Here is a 13,366-nt window from a genome sequence, read left to right as displayed (position 1 = left end):
AGTGGACGGTTCGGCTTCTTCTACAAAAGTCAGCATAAATTTGTCAAGTAGCGAGACCATAAGGAATTTGTATTTTTTAAAAGAAAGAAAAATCTTTGCGCTGACTGCGGATATCGAGAAGCGTGGATATCTGGATACTTTGATTGCTGGCGCAAAAAGACACATCTTCAACAATTTGACGTTTTCCGCAAATTATGGTATCATACTAATGTAAGTGATTTATGTGTCGTGCAAAGCAATTTGCAATGATGCACGTTGTTATTTTTGTACTTTGTGCCTGCAATGCCGTTGACCGTCTGGTCTGCGCATTGCGGGCATTTTTTATCCGCTGGGGGGATGCCCCGCGTAAAGTGAGAATGACTTTTGTGCTGCTATTGGCAGCGAAGAAAAGTTGTTCTCGCTTTTTTTATTTTGGTTTAGCGCCGCCCGGCGTTAAAAATAAAAAATCAAGAAAGGCGAGATCAAAATGATGGACGAACTCAAACAGCAATTTTACGAGGTCATGCACAAGTATCAAAAGCCGTTTTCGGAAGAAGGCGTCACAGCAAACCTTACACAGTGGTGCGAACAGAAGCAGGGGCTTTTGCAGCTCCTGCGCAAGCATCCACTATGGAACGAGAAAGAACTGGCAATCGTGTTCCGTGTGGAGGAGCGCCGGGAGATTGACCGTATCACGGTAGATGAAACGCGCGCCGCCATACAGGAACTGGGCCGTAGGGCCTGCACGGATGATACGGTGTATGAGAACTTTGAAACCGCCCTGCGCGCGGCAACCGCAGACTATGCCCGGATACCAAACGAGTACCGCTTGGACACAATCAGGCAGTACGGCGGCATCAAGTGCGCACCGGGACAAAAGGCGAGCCGCATTATCAATCGGCTCTGCCTGAAATTCCATCTTGACCAGATTGAGGAAGAAACCGAAGCAGGTGAGCCGGACAACCGTTATGTGCGCACAGTCAAACCATACAATGCACTGTTTGCACGGCTGGCCGATGCTCTGAACCCGGCACATATCGAAAAAACTGCAGTGCTGTCAATCCACCCCTGCGATTTCCTCGAAATGTCCAACCGCGACAACACTTGGAGTTCCTGCCATTGCTTAGAAGGCGGCGGCTATCGCGGCGGCTGCCAGTCCTATATGGGCGATGCCGTCAGTATGATTTTCTTCACGGTCAGCGACGAGTACACGCAGAACTTTCATACAGCCCCTCGCATCACGCGAGAAATTTTCTGCTATAAGGAAAATGTTTTGCTGCAATCACGCCTGTATCCTACAGATTTGGAAGACCAGAAAACCCTGTATCGAGGCATCGTCCAACAGGCTATCGCGGTCTGCCTTGACAAACCGAACCTATGGTCGATCAAGCGTGGAAAAGAAACCGAACCTTACTGCGAATCTGCGGCGGACAGCAACCACTATCCTGACTATGCGTATGGGTATGCGGTTGCCTCTCTGCTGAAAGGGGAGATCGGCTATAGCAAAATGACGATTGGTTCCGTGGCTCGATGTGTTTGCTGCGGTGGAGAACAGAAGAACCACCGTTCCATACGCTGTGCAGAGTGCGGCAATATGTTTGTCTGCAAAGGCTGCGGCAAAACGGTGCATGGATATGGGCGCTATATTGATGAACACTTTTATTGCAATGAGTGCAGCTATGAATGTGCGGTTTGCAAAGAAAAGTTTATCGGTATGCCGCGCATCGGAATCGCCCGATCCGGCGAGCAGCGCGGAATTTGCCCTGCCTGCTATGCGCAGGTAGTTGATGTATGCGGAAACTGCATAATCCATAGTGACTGCCTTCCCATCGGTGCCAATCGTTTCTGCCCGAACCAGATGAACGGCCTTGCCGCATAAAGGAGGAATCCATGCAAGAATTGACGTTTGAAACCATTCTGCGTCTGCCGCAGATGGAATTGAAAAAGCGGTTAAAAGCCGAGCTGAAAAGCAGGGGTTACCCCGTTACCGATAAGCCCGGCTACCTGTATGCCGAGGGAACGATTCCTGTCTTGCTGGTGGCCCACATGGACACGGTTCACCGTCAGCCTGTCGAACAGGTATGCTATTCGGCAGACGGGGCTGTAGCCATGTCACCGCAGGGAATCGGCGGCGATGACCGATGCGGGGTCTGGATGATTTTACAGATCCTGCGTACAACAAAATGTCATGTGCTGTTCTGTGAGGATGAAGAAGTCGGCTGTGTAGGGGCAAAGAAATTCACAAAAGGTTCTTTACGACCGCGGGTAAACTACATCGTAGAGCTCGACCGCCGGGGCAGCAATGATGCCGTGTTTTACCGCTGCGATAACCCGGAGTTTGAGGACTTCGTTACTTCGTTCGGGTTCGAGACGGCAGGTGGTTCGTGCAGTGATATATCCTACATTGCACCGTATCTGGAAACAGCGGCGGTCAATATCAGCTGTGGTTACTACTGTGAGCATCAACGGCACGAGTACATCTGCTTAGAGGAGATGGAACTGAATGCCGCCCGTGTGGCGCAGATGGTAACGCAACAGACAGAACACTTTGAATATAGGGAACAGCAGGACAGCTTCTTTAGCGGGCGAGTTTACCAGTATTCTATGTGGGATACTGCCTCGGAGCGTGAAACCTACAAATGGCTTTCACCGCTGCCAAAAGGAGCAAAAATCAAACTGGGAACGGCAGAACTTATCATGTCTCATGCCAAGATTGACCGGCAGGGGAAGGTGCATCGCTATGTTCCCAAATTGAAAGCGGCCATCTTGACAGAAAACGCCATAGCGGTGATGCCGGACGGTAAGAAAGTAAGGTATGATTCCCAAAAGGCCAAGTGCCAGAAAGTGATGCCCCTGTCAAGGGCATTGGAAATACTGGGATGTAAGTAAACAAAAGGTCCTCTTTCGCTGTGAAAGAGGACCTTTTGTGAAGTGGTGCAAATATATAACTTGGTTAGAGTTCGGTGCAGTATCTTGCCAATCATGCGAAGCGAATGTAAAATTTATGGCGACCCGTTGTGCAAATGCAGAAAGCTATGGTATGCTAATTATATAAAGTGTACAGGAAATAATCAGAGCGCGAGGGGGCATAATGATGGAGAACAAATCGGATAAAGGCGGCTTCTGGAAACGACAATCTTTTCTTTTACCGCCATTGACTGCGGCGGTGGTTTTGCTGTGCCAGCAGATGGCTTCCTCCAATCCATCCGGCGTGGTCACCGTGAACATTTTGCTGTTGGTACTGAATTTCTTCAGCTATGTGGGGCTTTTGCGTGGGGAAAAAGGCACAGAAAAATCCGCGGCGATCGCCGCGGCAGGTTTTATTACACTGATGGCATTTGTGTTCAATACCTGCGTAGCCGGAATTCCCACTCCTTTGAGCGATACGGGAATCTTTATGAACAGTCTCTGCGGTATGTGGGTACTGGTAGCAGTTGTTCAAGGAATTTCGCTGTTGATACAGGCAGTGTTGCAACCAACGGTTGAGCAAGAGACAGGAGCAAGCGAAACCAATGTTTGGAATCGCCTACAAAAAGTAGGGGGACAGCTAAAACCAAAAGCCACAAACTCGCAGGGAATGATTTTGACACTGCTGCGCCTTGCCACAGTATTGTTGGCAATCGTTTCCTGGTGGAGTACCGCACAGGGCATGCGGGACTATGTGTTTTCACAGGCGTGGCAGGCAAATCTTGCCTCGTTTGCCATACAAAGCATCCTGCTGGGACTGAACTTTTACCTGCCGACCTTCTGGCGCTGGATACATAGTCTGCGCGGCAAAATCTGCGTGCTGGCGCTCAGCGGCGTTGTCTTGTTCTGCTCCTCGTGGTTCAGCTATGTTTTTATCGTTGGCACGGTCTATGAAAAAAGCTGGCAGACCGAAAGCCGCCTGTTGGTTCAGTCCGTGTACCGAAACGAACTATACAAAGCAGATGAATTTGTACAAATCAGCAGTGATGCACTGCGGGAAACACTGGGCGACGAGGTGGCGGCTCTGTACACTGCCAGCAAGACCGCCGATACCGAAACAACACAGAATCCTTCCGGCTTAGATCTGACAGCGGACAAGGCAAGCTACGCCGATAATGCGGACTTTGCGGCAAAAAATGAAATTGCTTCGGCAATCCAAGCGATGCAGACCGCCACGCAGGAGGGAACATCCTCCGGCGTGCGCGAACAGGCTGCCGCAGCACTGACACAGCTTACCGAACAGGTGGAAACGCGCATCGAACAGCTGACGCAGCAGATAAGCCAGACGCAGGACGCCTTAACGGCAGCAGCAGATGCGCAAACCAGCGCAGCCAGTGCGTTGCGAAATGCGCCGTATGGAAGTAATACTAACGCTTTGCAGAGTGCCTATAACAGTGCGGCATCCCGATTGAGTAACTTGCAGGATACGCTAAATCAGCAACAACAGGACTTACAGGATTATCAGCAGGCGCAGGGAATCCTGCAGCGATACGCAGGTGTGCTGGGAATTGCCGGAAATGCAGCCTCCGTGCAGACAGGTCAGGCGCTGCGTAGTATCCAAAGTGCGCTGCTCCAGACGGATGTGGATACGGAAGCTATTGAACAGCAGGCACGCACCGTGTTTGAGCAGCTGCAAGCCGCACAGGACAGTGGATCGGATGCGGATTTTCAGACATTATTGAATGATATGGACAGTTTCATCCGCAAGGTGCAGGATTACGCAGTCCTGAAATCATCAGGTGACGCGCTGCAAAACCAGATCAACAGCATGACGGCAGACACTGCACAGGATAAGGAAAACTGGGAGCCCCTATGGACAGAGAAAATTGAGCGTCTGAAGGCAACAATCAGTGGTCTGCCTGTCAGTGACAGCGGGCAGGAGTATGACCGTGCAGATGCCCTTGATAAGTTGGACGATGCACAGCGCCTCTACATTTCAGCGCATAACCCTGTTGATCAGGCACTGATTTATCTGGGAAGCCCATATTGGCAGCTGGCAGCATTTTCTCTTGTATTGGCGTTCTTCTTGGATATTGCCGCTTTTATTACCGGGCTTGTCATTGATGTGGCAGATCGGCGTAAAATGTTGGAAAAATGAAGAAAACCACATAGGTTAAAAGGACAGCCTCTTCCGCTGATGTGATTTCAGCAGAAGGGGCTATTACTTTATGCTCACGTGTGACGTGGCAAAGTAGCTTGCAAACTGGGTTTGTAAATTTTGGCTAAAAGTTCACCGAAATGTAACATTCTGTTGTACAATAGGGATTATAGAGGGGGATTGTTGAATGAAGCCGATTCTGATTGTGGACGACGAAGCCGCTATTGCCATGCTGGTACGGCGCATCCTGACGGAGGCGGGCTACCGCTGTCAGGCCGTGACCGACAGCCGCGCGGCGGCAAATCTGCTGGAAAAGAACCGCTATGATCTGGTGCTGCTCGATGTGATGATGCCCCATCTGGATGGGTACGATCTGCTGGCGTACATTCGGCCCACGGGCACGCCCTGCATCTTCATCACAGCCAAGGACGCCGTGGCAGAGCGGGTGCGCGGGCTGAACAGCGGCGCGGATGATTACATCGTCAAGCCGTTTGCCCCTACTGAGCTTGTAGCCCGGGTGGAAAGTGTGCTGCGGCGCGCCGGGCGCAGCACCGCCGTCTACACAATGTGGGAGTATACGGTTGACGCTGCGGCCTGCCGTGTGCTGCGCGGTGAGGAGGAAATGCACCTGACCCGCAAGGAATATGACCTGCTGCTTTTGTTTTTGCGCAACCGCGGCCAGGCGCTGTACCGGGATTACCTGTACGAAACCGTCTGGGGCGATGACGGCACGGGCTGTGACACCCGCACGCTCGACACCCACATTGCCCGTCTGCGCCGCAAGCTGAACCTTGGCGACCGCCTGCACAGCGTGCGGCAGATCGGGTATATGTTGGAAAAGGAATAAAATGTAACCCGCCCGTGACGAAGCTGTAACCAACCGGAAACAATCCTGCGGTATGCTGGGGGTACAACAAACAAAGGGGGATAACCACGATGAAACACACCGCAAGGCTGACCGTCTGTCTGCTGGCGCTGGCGCTGACGGCCTGCACGGCTGCGCCGCAGGACATGCCTGCAGGCACGACCACCGAGACAGCCGCCGCGCCCGCGCAGACTGCAGAGCCCACCACAGAAACACCCGCCGTGCAGGACACGCTTACGCCCCTTTACACGACCTGGGGCGCGGCGGTGGGGCGGGATGCCGTCTACAGCGCGATGAACATTGACGATGCCGGCCAATACTTCGCCACAACGATTGATTTTTCCACGGGTGAGCAGCGCATCCTCTGCAATAAATTCGGCTGCAACCATGCGGATGAAAGCTGCCCGGCCTACATGACGGCCATCCGGAACGGCTGCGTGCCGGAAGCCATGCTGCTGCCCATGGGCGACCGGCTTTACTGGCTTGTGGATGGCCGTTACAATGAGAGTGACGGCGCATATCTGGATGTGAGCAATACGGACGGCAGTGACCGCCGCCGCGTGGCCGAGGGAGACGACCTACCTGATTTGACCAATGCCTTTGTCTGGTACACGGATGGCACAGCACTGTATACTTTTGTGCGCAGCTACAGTGAATTTACCGTCCTGCGTCTGGATGAGGGCGGTGCGGCGTGCTTCTTTACCCACAGCATACCGGACGGCGAGGATTATGTCGCCGTAGGCTGCTGGCAGGACAAAATTGTCTTGCAGCACAGCGCATGTTATCAGCAGCAGCCCTTGAACCCGGCCGGAGAGGCCGCCACGGATGAGGAACTGCGCGCATGGCTGGCTGCCGATGAGCAGGCCCGGAACGAGCAGACGAAAAACCTCTGTCTGCTGGATACGGCGGGCAACATGACCGACACCGACATGACATGGAGCGGCGATGCAGGCAATGTTCAGCTTGTCCGCAACGGTGCGGCCTATCTGCTGAACGAATCCGGGCTGGTGACAAAATTCGACCTGACTGCTGGCACGACCCAGACCCGACAGCTTGACCTGCAGGGGACACTGGTATTATACGGTGTCGTGGAAGGCGCAAGGCCGGACGGCTGGATCCCTGTGACGGTGCGCGATGACAGCGAGGGGCTGCTGAACCCCGAGACCGGCGTCTACACCCCGTTGCCGACCACATGGCTCAAGGATCAGGCAGTGGAGCGCAGCCCGTTTATTGTGGCAGCCAGCGACACGATGCTGCTTGTGAAATACGGCGAGATCTACTACACGACAAACGACATCGGCACGGACGGCGCACCTTACAGCTTTACCACCTGCCGCGGAGAGTACGGGATCATTTCGGCAGCAGACTATCTGGCGGGCAGTCAGGATTGGGTGCAGGTGACACTGCAAGGCCGCGATCTGGTATGAGGAAACAGTGATGAAATTTGCAACCAAGCTATCTCTGGGCTGCATTGCGCTGCTGTCCTGCGCGCTGGGCGCAGCAGGCCTGCTGCTGACCGGGCAGAGCTTTTCCGGCAGTCTGGCCAGCACCCGCACGGCCCTGCAGGCCCAGCAGGAAAAAGAAAAATACGCGCTGGAGCGGTTCATCTTTCAGGCCACGGACAGTGCGCAGTTTGAAAATTACATTTTGGCGTCCGCGGCCCAGCAGTATGCCGAGCAGACCGCCGATGCGGGCAGCAGCATGGCACTCTGGCTGGACGGTGCGTATGCGCTCTATTCCGGCCTGCCTGCGGCCCTGCCGCACACCGCACTGAAGCAGGCCCTGACTGACGGCGAAAACGCCTGGCAGCTGACCCGGGCGGCCGGGCGGTGGTATCTGCTGCTGACCCAGCCGCTGGATCTGCCCGGCGTGCGGGCCGATATGCTCTGCGCCTACGATGTGAGCGCGGTGTTTGCCACCCGTGACGCCCAGCTGCGGGCGTGGCTGGCGGCATCGGCAGCGCTGCTGGTATTGGGCGGTGGGGCATCTGTGCTGTTCAGCCGCCGTGTGACCCGCCCGCTGACTGCGCTGCAGACGGCCAGCGAGAAAATTGCCGATGGTGAGTACACCCAGCGTACTCAGGTTAAAACCGATGACGAAATCGGCGCGCTGAGCCGCAGCTTTGATGCAATGGCCGCAGCGGTGGAAGGCAAGATCAACGAATTATCGAAAACAACGCAAAGCCAGCAGGACTTTATTGCGGCGTTTACACATGAGGTCAAGACCCCGATGACCGCGATGCTTGGCTATGCCGACCTGATGCGCGCCCGGCCCGATGACACCGAGACCCAGCGGGAGGCAGCGGGCTACATCTACCACGAGACGCAGCGGCTGGAGAACCTGAGCCGCAGTCTGCTGGCCTTGATGGGGCTGGATCAGGCCGGGGCGCTGGAGCTGGTGCCCTGCCAAGATGCCGGGCTTTTGCTGCAGACCGTGCGCAGCCTGCCGCAGGGCAGCACGCCTGTGCCGCGGGTCATCAGCGCGGGGTGCGTGGTGCGGGTAGACCGCAGCCTGTGGGTGGATATGCTCCGCAACCTGATCCTCAACGCCCAGCGCGCCTGTCAGGGCATTGAGGGAGCGACCATCACCCTGCGGTGTGAGCGCCGCGCCGGGCAGGCGGTTTTCACCGTCACGGACACGGGCTGCGGCATACCCGCCGCCGACCTGCCCCGCGTGACAGAGGCATTTTATATGGTGGACAAGTCCCGCAGCCGGGCCGAAGGCGGCAGCGGGATTGGGCTGGCGCTCTGCGCCCGCATTGCAAATGCCCACGGGGCAAAGCTGGAAATCACCAGCACCGAGCATGTCGGCACGACCGTGACCATCGCCGTGCCGGAGGTACTGCCGAGCGAAAGGGAGGCTGACAATGACACACAAAGCTGATACGCTGCGCCCCTTCCTGCGGTGCGCCGCTGTGGTGCTGTGCAGTCTGGCACTGCCGCTGGCGGTGTTCGCCCTGTGGGATCGCGCACTGCTGGCCGCGCCCCACACCCGCACGGACGACGAGCGCTTTTCGGCAGGCGGGCGGGCCAACGCCACGGCCTGCACCCTCTACGCAGCCGAGCATGTGACGAAGGTGTCGCTCAGCAGCAACAGCGTCTGGGACGGCGGCTGGACGGCGGGCACGATGGATGGCAGTGCGCTGGCCCGCGCCCGCCGGACGCTGCGCGCCCTGCACGAGGCCGGGCTGCTGTGCGATGACAGCTTTGCCGCTGCGCTCTCGGTCTGCCGCCTGGACTACGGAAGCTGGGAGCTGTACACCGCGCCCTGCGGCCTGACGCAGCTGGTGCGCCGCCCGGAAGAGATCTACACAGGCGCCGATACCGAGCATGTGTATATCCAGCTGATTCTTTCCAGTGACGATGCACCGCTGTATTTTAACTACCAGAATGATTTGGGGCAGGGGGATACGCTGGCCGATGACGCTGTGGCGCAGTATTGCACTCTGCTGGGGTTGGACGAGTTTGCCGACTGGCAGTACCCGGACTGGGGCACAGCCGTGCGGGATTTCGGCGCGGCAGGCTACAGCGAGACCGCGCAGGTCTACGCCGTGGCGAACGCCAACGGGTACGGCGTTACGCTCTCCGCCGCCAGCATGACGCCGCAGACCTTTGTGGCGCTGAACACACAATACGGGGAGGAAATCTCATGAAAAAATATCTTGCCATCACTGCCGCCCTGGCGCTGGTCTTGACTGCCTGCGGCCATGCCGCGCCGAACAGCACACAGACACTGACCGCAGCCACGGAAACAACGCAAGCCATGGCGGCCCCCGCCGAACCGCCGCAGGGCATCGGCAGCGGGGCATTGCGGATGCTGACTGCCGCCGCAGACGGTGTGTATTACCAGGCGTTCAACGATTGGGAGATCAACTACACCGACACGATGGGCCGCGCGCTGGTCTATGCCATCGACGAGCAGACCGGAGACGCCCGCCCCGTTTGCAGCCTGCCCGGCTGTGCCCACGACAGCGCCGCCTGCCCCGCATGGAGCAACGGCAACGTGACGCTCTGCTACGGCGACGGGGACGAAGTCTACCTGCTTTTGTTCTATTATAACGACGAGACTAGCTATTACCGCTGGGAGCGCATCAGCGCCGACCACACCCAGCGCACCGTGCTGGCAACCACTGAGCCGGGCCAGTCCGTCGTGGGCCGCGGCGTGGCTGTGGACGATGTGAACCTCTATTACAGCCTGCTGGACGAGGATAACCGCCATCAGACGCTGTGGGCTGTGGATACAGCAGGCGGCCAGATGCAAAGAATCTACACATGGGACGACCTGGCAGACGGAACAGGGGAGTACTGCCCCGAAATGTACACGCTATTGGAAGTCAGCGGCCGGCAGATGACCTTTGCCAAGATGGTACAGACGAACGACGCCCTGACGAAGGCCATGCAGGTTTGCGCCGTGAACCTAACTGACGGCAGCATCACGCCGCGCCAGCGCTATGAGCGCGATACGGGCAATGTGCTGGTGCAGGGCAACGGCATGGAAAAGCGCAATCTAATCAGCTACCGCAATGACTACCACATCCTGACCGAGGGCAGCCGTGGCGGCCTGGCAAACTGCAACTACCAGAGCGGGGAAGTCGGCTTTGTGGACGCGGCGGTGGATACCCTGACCCCTGTGGCCGACGGCTTTCCCACCACCCGCGACGGGTGGGAGTGCTACTACTCCCTGTCCGGCTTTGCCGACGGCTGGCTGGTGTGGGTGGACGAGTGCGGCTGCGATGAAGACGGCAACGGCACGGGCGAAAACACGACCCGCCAGTATTTCTGCCGCGACGGCGTGAAAACCGAGCTGACCCAGCAGCGCTATGTGCCTGGCAAGGACGTGCGGAATATCCGCATCCTGGACGCTCAGCAGGGCCGCGTGCTGGCCGCCTACGACACCAAAACCGGCACGGTACACGACGTGGACAAGGACGGCACGACCTACACCCAGCCGATGAACTGGGACGTCTACGGCGTCATAGCGCTGGACGACCTGCTGGCAGGCAGTACAGACTTTACGCCGCTGAACTTTGCAGAATGACAAAAAAATATGATCAGGTACAATTTGTTGCTTACTAGGACGGGAACTCACTGCACCTGTCAAAATGCCATCGCTCTGGAAAGCCGATATTGGCAGTTTGCGATATCCTCTATTATACTGGCATTCTTCTTGAATATTGCTACGTTCATTACCGACGTTGTCCTTGATGCGGCAGATTGGCGCAAAATGTCGACAAGATGAAGAAGAGCATATAAGAGGTTAGAAATACCGATAAATCATAATAACAGCCCCTTCCGCTGATGCAATTTCAGCAGAAGGGGCTATTACTTTAATTGTATTGAAATTTCCCCGGCGGATCACCCAAATTACCGATTCCAGATGTTGTTTTCGAGATCAACAAGCCGTTTCTTATACTCGTCCATCCGCTGATCAGCTTTGCCGTCATCATCGGGAAAGCTGACGAGGTAGCCTGTGTCCGTGTCATGGAAGCTGATTTCGCCGGTAAGGCCGCATATATCGGAAACTTTCAGCAAGGTATGAAAATCATACTGCATAGCACTGATTTCAAGCGTTTTGTTCATGGCGAACTCCTGTGTTTTTACTTACTTTGCCCATTATAGCGCACCCGCCGGGGAAATGCAAACGAATAAATAATGCGCATCATTGCGTATAAGAAAAAATAATGCGTAAATTTGTTGGGAAATGACGTATTCAAAACGTACAAGGTAAATATAAGCATCGGAGGGAGTTGATGTTATGCTTATTGCTATCGACCACGGCAACAAACAGGTCAAAACCGTTCACGGGAACGCCATCGTTTCCGGTGTACAGAAAAGTAAAACCAGACCTTACGGAAGGGATGTACTGAAATACGGCGGCAGTTACTATACGCTGTCCGCACAGCGCATCCCGTACCAAAAGGACAAAACCACAGACGAGCGTTTCTTTATCCTATCGCTGTTTGCCATTGCGGAGGAAATCGAAGCGCAGGGCGCGTATATCTCCGGGCTGATGCCCATTGACCTTGCCATCGGTCTGCCGCCCGCACACTTCGGCGCACAGAACAAAGCGTTCGTGCGCTACTTCAAGCGCAAGGAACCGACCTACTTTTCCTACCGTGACAAGCTGTACAGTATCCTGATCCGCAATGTGCAGTGCTATCCGCAGGCATTTGCAGCGGCGGCCATGATGTTGGGCGAACTGGCAACGGTGCCGCGCGCACTGATTCTGGACGTGGGCGGCTTCACAGCGGATTATCTGCTGCTGAAGAACGGCCGCGCTGACCTGTCTACTTGTGATTCACTGGAAAATGGCGTGATCCTGCTGTACAACCGTATCCGCTCCAAGGCAAGCTCGGACTTGGATGTTCTGTTGGAGGAAACCGATGTAGATGCCATTCTCTTGCAGGAGCAGGGGAACAGTTACGGGGAAGAAGTCGCCGCGCTGGTAGAATATCAGGCGCAGGAGTTCGTCAACGATATGCTGGGCGCGCTGCGCGAGCGGCAGCTTGATCTGCGCACGGGACGCGTGATCTTCGTGGGCGGCGGTGCCTGCCTGCTGCGGCGGCAGATCGAGGTCTCCGGCAGAGTGGCACATCCCATCTTTGTGGAAGATGTGAACGCGAACGCCAAAGGTTTTGAGTATCTTTACCGCTGCACGGTGACAGGGGCGTGATGAACCATGAAGCTGAAAAAGGACCGGGGGCGCTTTACGGTTCGCTTTGACATGGAAAATCCAGACCATGTGCGTGCCGTAGAATACTTGGAACGGCAGCGTGACAGGGGCAAGGCACAGTATCTTGCCGATGCAATTCTGTGCTATGAAAAGGCCGAAATGAAATCTTTTCAGCAGACGGACCGTGCCTTGATTGAGCAAATCGTGCAGGAATACTTAGAAAAGCAGAGCATGGGGCATATACCGAATTTGCAGAAAGAGGAACCGTCTATATCTTCGCCGACAATAGATTTAATAGCCAGTGCTTTGGCCGATTTTAGAGGGTAAAGCACTATACAGAAAAGGGCTTCCGCCAGCAGATGCGGAAGCCCTTTTTGAGAAGGAGAATAGTGAATATCAGTTTTTCATTTCGGCACGAATCTTATCGTTGGCCTCATCGACCTTCATGCGGGAGAGGATATGTTTTCTAAAAAGATTGTCTATAAAGCAAGGTGTTGACACAAAGTAGTCACAAAGTTGCTTGAAAGTATGCGAAAAATTTGATTTAATTAACATTAGAGAAAGACACTTTCAGGAAAGGAGATGTGCAGTGTATGTTGTCGGGTAAACAAATCTCGGAAGCAAGAAAACGAAAAGGATTGACACAAGAAGCATTGGCGTCAGAACTTGGAGTATCGAGACAGACGATTGCAAAATGGGAACAGGAAATTTCAACACCAAGTGTTGCAAATGCATATAAACTGATGAATATTCTTGGACTACAGGATATAGAGAAGAAATCAGAT

The 13,366-nt window shown here is 55.2% G+C and carries 14 protein-coding genes; 13 read left to right on the top strand and 1 reads right to left on the bottom strand.

The annotated features are described in order from the left end of the window. The 10 genes from ACZO0A_RS11860 to ACZO0A_RS11815 all read left to right on the top strand — a co-directional run. Positions 1-214 (top strand): hypothetical protein (locus tag ACZO0A_RS11860; protein ID WP_486846375.1); only part of this gene is annotated, 214 nt, incomplete at its 5' end. A gap of 31 nt (positions 215-245) precedes the next feature. Further along, a complete protein-coding gene (locus ACZO0A_RS11855; RefSeq protein ID WP_443672937.1) occupies positions 246-470 on the top strand; it encodes a hypothetical protein in 225 nt (74 codons plus the stop codon). Further along, a complete protein-coding gene (locus tag ACZO0A_RS11850) occupies positions 467-1,858 on the top strand; it encodes a hypothetical protein (protein ID WP_474088422.1) in 1,392 nt (463 codons plus the stop codon). The genes ACZO0A_RS11855 and ACZO0A_RS11850 overlap by 4 nt, the downstream gene beginning before the upstream one ends. An 11-nt stretch (positions 1,859-1,869) precedes the next feature. Then, on the top strand, positions 1,870-2,868 hold the full coding sequence (locus ACZO0A_RS11845; RefSeq protein WP_474088423.1) for a M28 family peptidase: 999 nt from the start codon (positions 1,870-1,872) through the stop codon (positions 2,866-2,868). Positions 2,869-3,070: 202 nt separating this feature from the next. Continuing rightward, positions 3,071-5,044 carry a hypothetical protein gene (locus ACZO0A_RS11840; protein ID WP_474088425.1) on the top strand — a complete coding sequence of 658 codons (1,974 nt, stop codon included), beginning with the start codon at positions 3,071-3,073 and terminating at the stop codon, positions 5,042-5,044. Between the two features lie 187 nt (positions 5,045-5,231). After that, positions 5,232-5,891 carry a response regulator transcription factor gene (locus tag ACZO0A_RS11835; protein WP_486846372.1) on the top strand — a complete coding sequence of 220 codons (660 nt, stop codon included), beginning with the start codon at positions 5,232-5,234 and terminating at the stop codon, positions 5,889-5,891. A gap of 89 nt (positions 5,892-5,980) precedes the next feature. Then, positions 5,981-7,336, top strand: a complete 1,356-nt coding sequence (locus tag ACZO0A_RS11830) for a hypothetical protein (protein WP_486846370.1) — start codon at positions 5,981-5,983, stop codon at positions 7,334-7,336. Between the two features lie 10 nt (positions 7,337-7,346). Beyond that, positions 7,347-8,792 (top strand): sensor histidine kinase, encoded by a 1,446-nt coding sequence (locus tag ACZO0A_RS11825; RefSeq protein ID WP_486846368.1) that lies wholly within the window; start codon positions 7,347-7,349, stop codon positions 8,790-8,792. After that, positions 8,776-9,561: a hypothetical protein gene (locus ACZO0A_RS11820; protein WP_418597886.1), complete on the top strand. Its 786-nt coding sequence runs from the start codon at positions 8,776-8,778 to the stop codon at positions 9,559-9,561. The genes ACZO0A_RS11825 and ACZO0A_RS11820 overlap by 17 nt, the downstream gene beginning before the upstream one ends. After that, complete coding sequence (locus tag ACZO0A_RS11815; protein WP_486823322.1) at positions 9,558-10,946, top strand: hypothetical protein; 1,389 nt, start codon at positions 9,558-9,560, stop codon at positions 10,944-10,946. The genes ACZO0A_RS11820 and ACZO0A_RS11815 overlap by 4 nt, the downstream gene beginning before the upstream one ends. A gap of 326 nt (positions 10,947-11,272) precedes the next feature. Here the strand turns inward: ACZO0A_RS11815 and ACZO0A_RS11810 are convergent, their stop codons facing one another. Further along, a complete protein-coding gene (locus tag ACZO0A_RS11810; RefSeq protein ID WP_486846367.1) occupies positions 11,273-11,488 on the bottom strand; it encodes a hypothetical protein in 216 nt (71 codons plus the stop codon). A gap of 175 nt (positions 11,489-11,663) precedes the next feature. Here ACZO0A_RS11810 and ACZO0A_RS11805 point away from each other — a divergent pair, with 175 nt between their 5' ends. From ACZO0A_RS11805 to ACZO0A_RS11795, 3 genes are all read left to right on the top strand, one after another. After that, a complete protein-coding gene (locus tag ACZO0A_RS11805; RefSeq protein ID WP_417344591.1) occupies positions 11,664-12,581 on the top strand; it encodes a ParM/StbA family protein in 918 nt (305 codons plus the stop codon). A 6-nt stretch (positions 12,582-12,587) separates the two neighbouring features. After that, a complete protein-coding gene (locus tag ACZO0A_RS11800) occupies positions 12,588-12,908 on the top strand; it encodes a hypothetical protein (protein WP_486846365.1) in 321 nt (106 codons plus the stop codon). 266 nt (positions 12,909-13,174) lie between these two features. Further along, positions 13,175-13,366 (top strand): helix-turn-helix transcriptional regulator (locus ACZO0A_RS11795; protein ID WP_486846364.1); only part of this gene is annotated, 192 nt, incomplete at its 3' end.

This window comes from Gemmiger sp. (assembly GCF_057431175.1).
This window is presented reverse-complemented; position numbering and strand designations above follow the sequence as displayed.

What these genes read in the sequence shown, in the direction of transcription:
- ACZO0A_RS11855 (WP_443672937.1), top strand. Translation starts at nt 246, where the DNA reads ATGATGCACGTTGTTATTTTTGTACTTTGTGCCTGCAATGCCGTTGAC.
- ACZO0A_RS11850 (WP_474088422.1), top strand. Translation starts at nt 467, where the DNA reads ATGATGGACGAACTCAAACAGCAATTTTACGAGGTCATGCACAAGTAT.
- ACZO0A_RS11845 (WP_474088423.1), top strand. Translation starts at nt 1,870, where the DNA reads ATGCAAGAATTGACGTTTGAAACCATTCTGCGTCTGCCGCAGATGGAA.
- ACZO0A_RS11840 (WP_474088425.1), top strand. Translation starts at nt 3,071, where the DNA reads ATGATGGAGAACAAATCGGATAAAGGCGGCTTCTGGAAACGACAATCT.
- ACZO0A_RS11835 (WP_486846372.1), top strand. Translation starts at nt 5,232, where the DNA reads ATGAAGCCGATTCTGATTGTGGACGACGAAGCCGCTATTGCCATGCTG.
- ACZO0A_RS11830 (WP_486846370.1), top strand. Translation starts at nt 5,981, where the DNA reads ATGAAACACACCGCAAGGCTGACCGTCTGTCTGCTGGCGCTGGCGCTG.
- ACZO0A_RS11825 (WP_486846368.1), top strand. Translation starts at nt 7,347, where the DNA reads ATGAAATTTGCAACCAAGCTATCTCTGGGCTGCATTGCGCTGCTGTCC.
- ACZO0A_RS11820 (WP_418597886.1), top strand. Translation starts at nt 8,776, where the DNA reads ATGACACACAAAGCTGATACGCTGCGCCCCTTCCTGCGGTGCGCCGCT.
- ACZO0A_RS11815 (WP_486823322.1), top strand. Translation starts at nt 9,558, where the DNA reads ATGAAAAAATATCTTGCCATCACTGCCGCCCTGGCGCTGGTCTTGACT.
- ACZO0A_RS11810 (WP_486846367.1), bottom strand. Translation starts at nt 11,488, where the DNA reads ATGAACAAAACGCTTGAAATCAGTGCTATGCAGTATGATTTTCATACC.
- ACZO0A_RS11805 (WP_417344591.1), top strand. Translation starts at nt 11,664, where the DNA reads ATGCTTATTGCTATCGACCACGGCAACAAACAGGTCAAAACCGTTCAC.
- ACZO0A_RS11800 (WP_486846365.1), top strand. Translation starts at nt 12,588, where the DNA reads ATGAAGCTGAAAAAGGACCGGGGGCGCTTTACGGTTCGCTTTGACATG.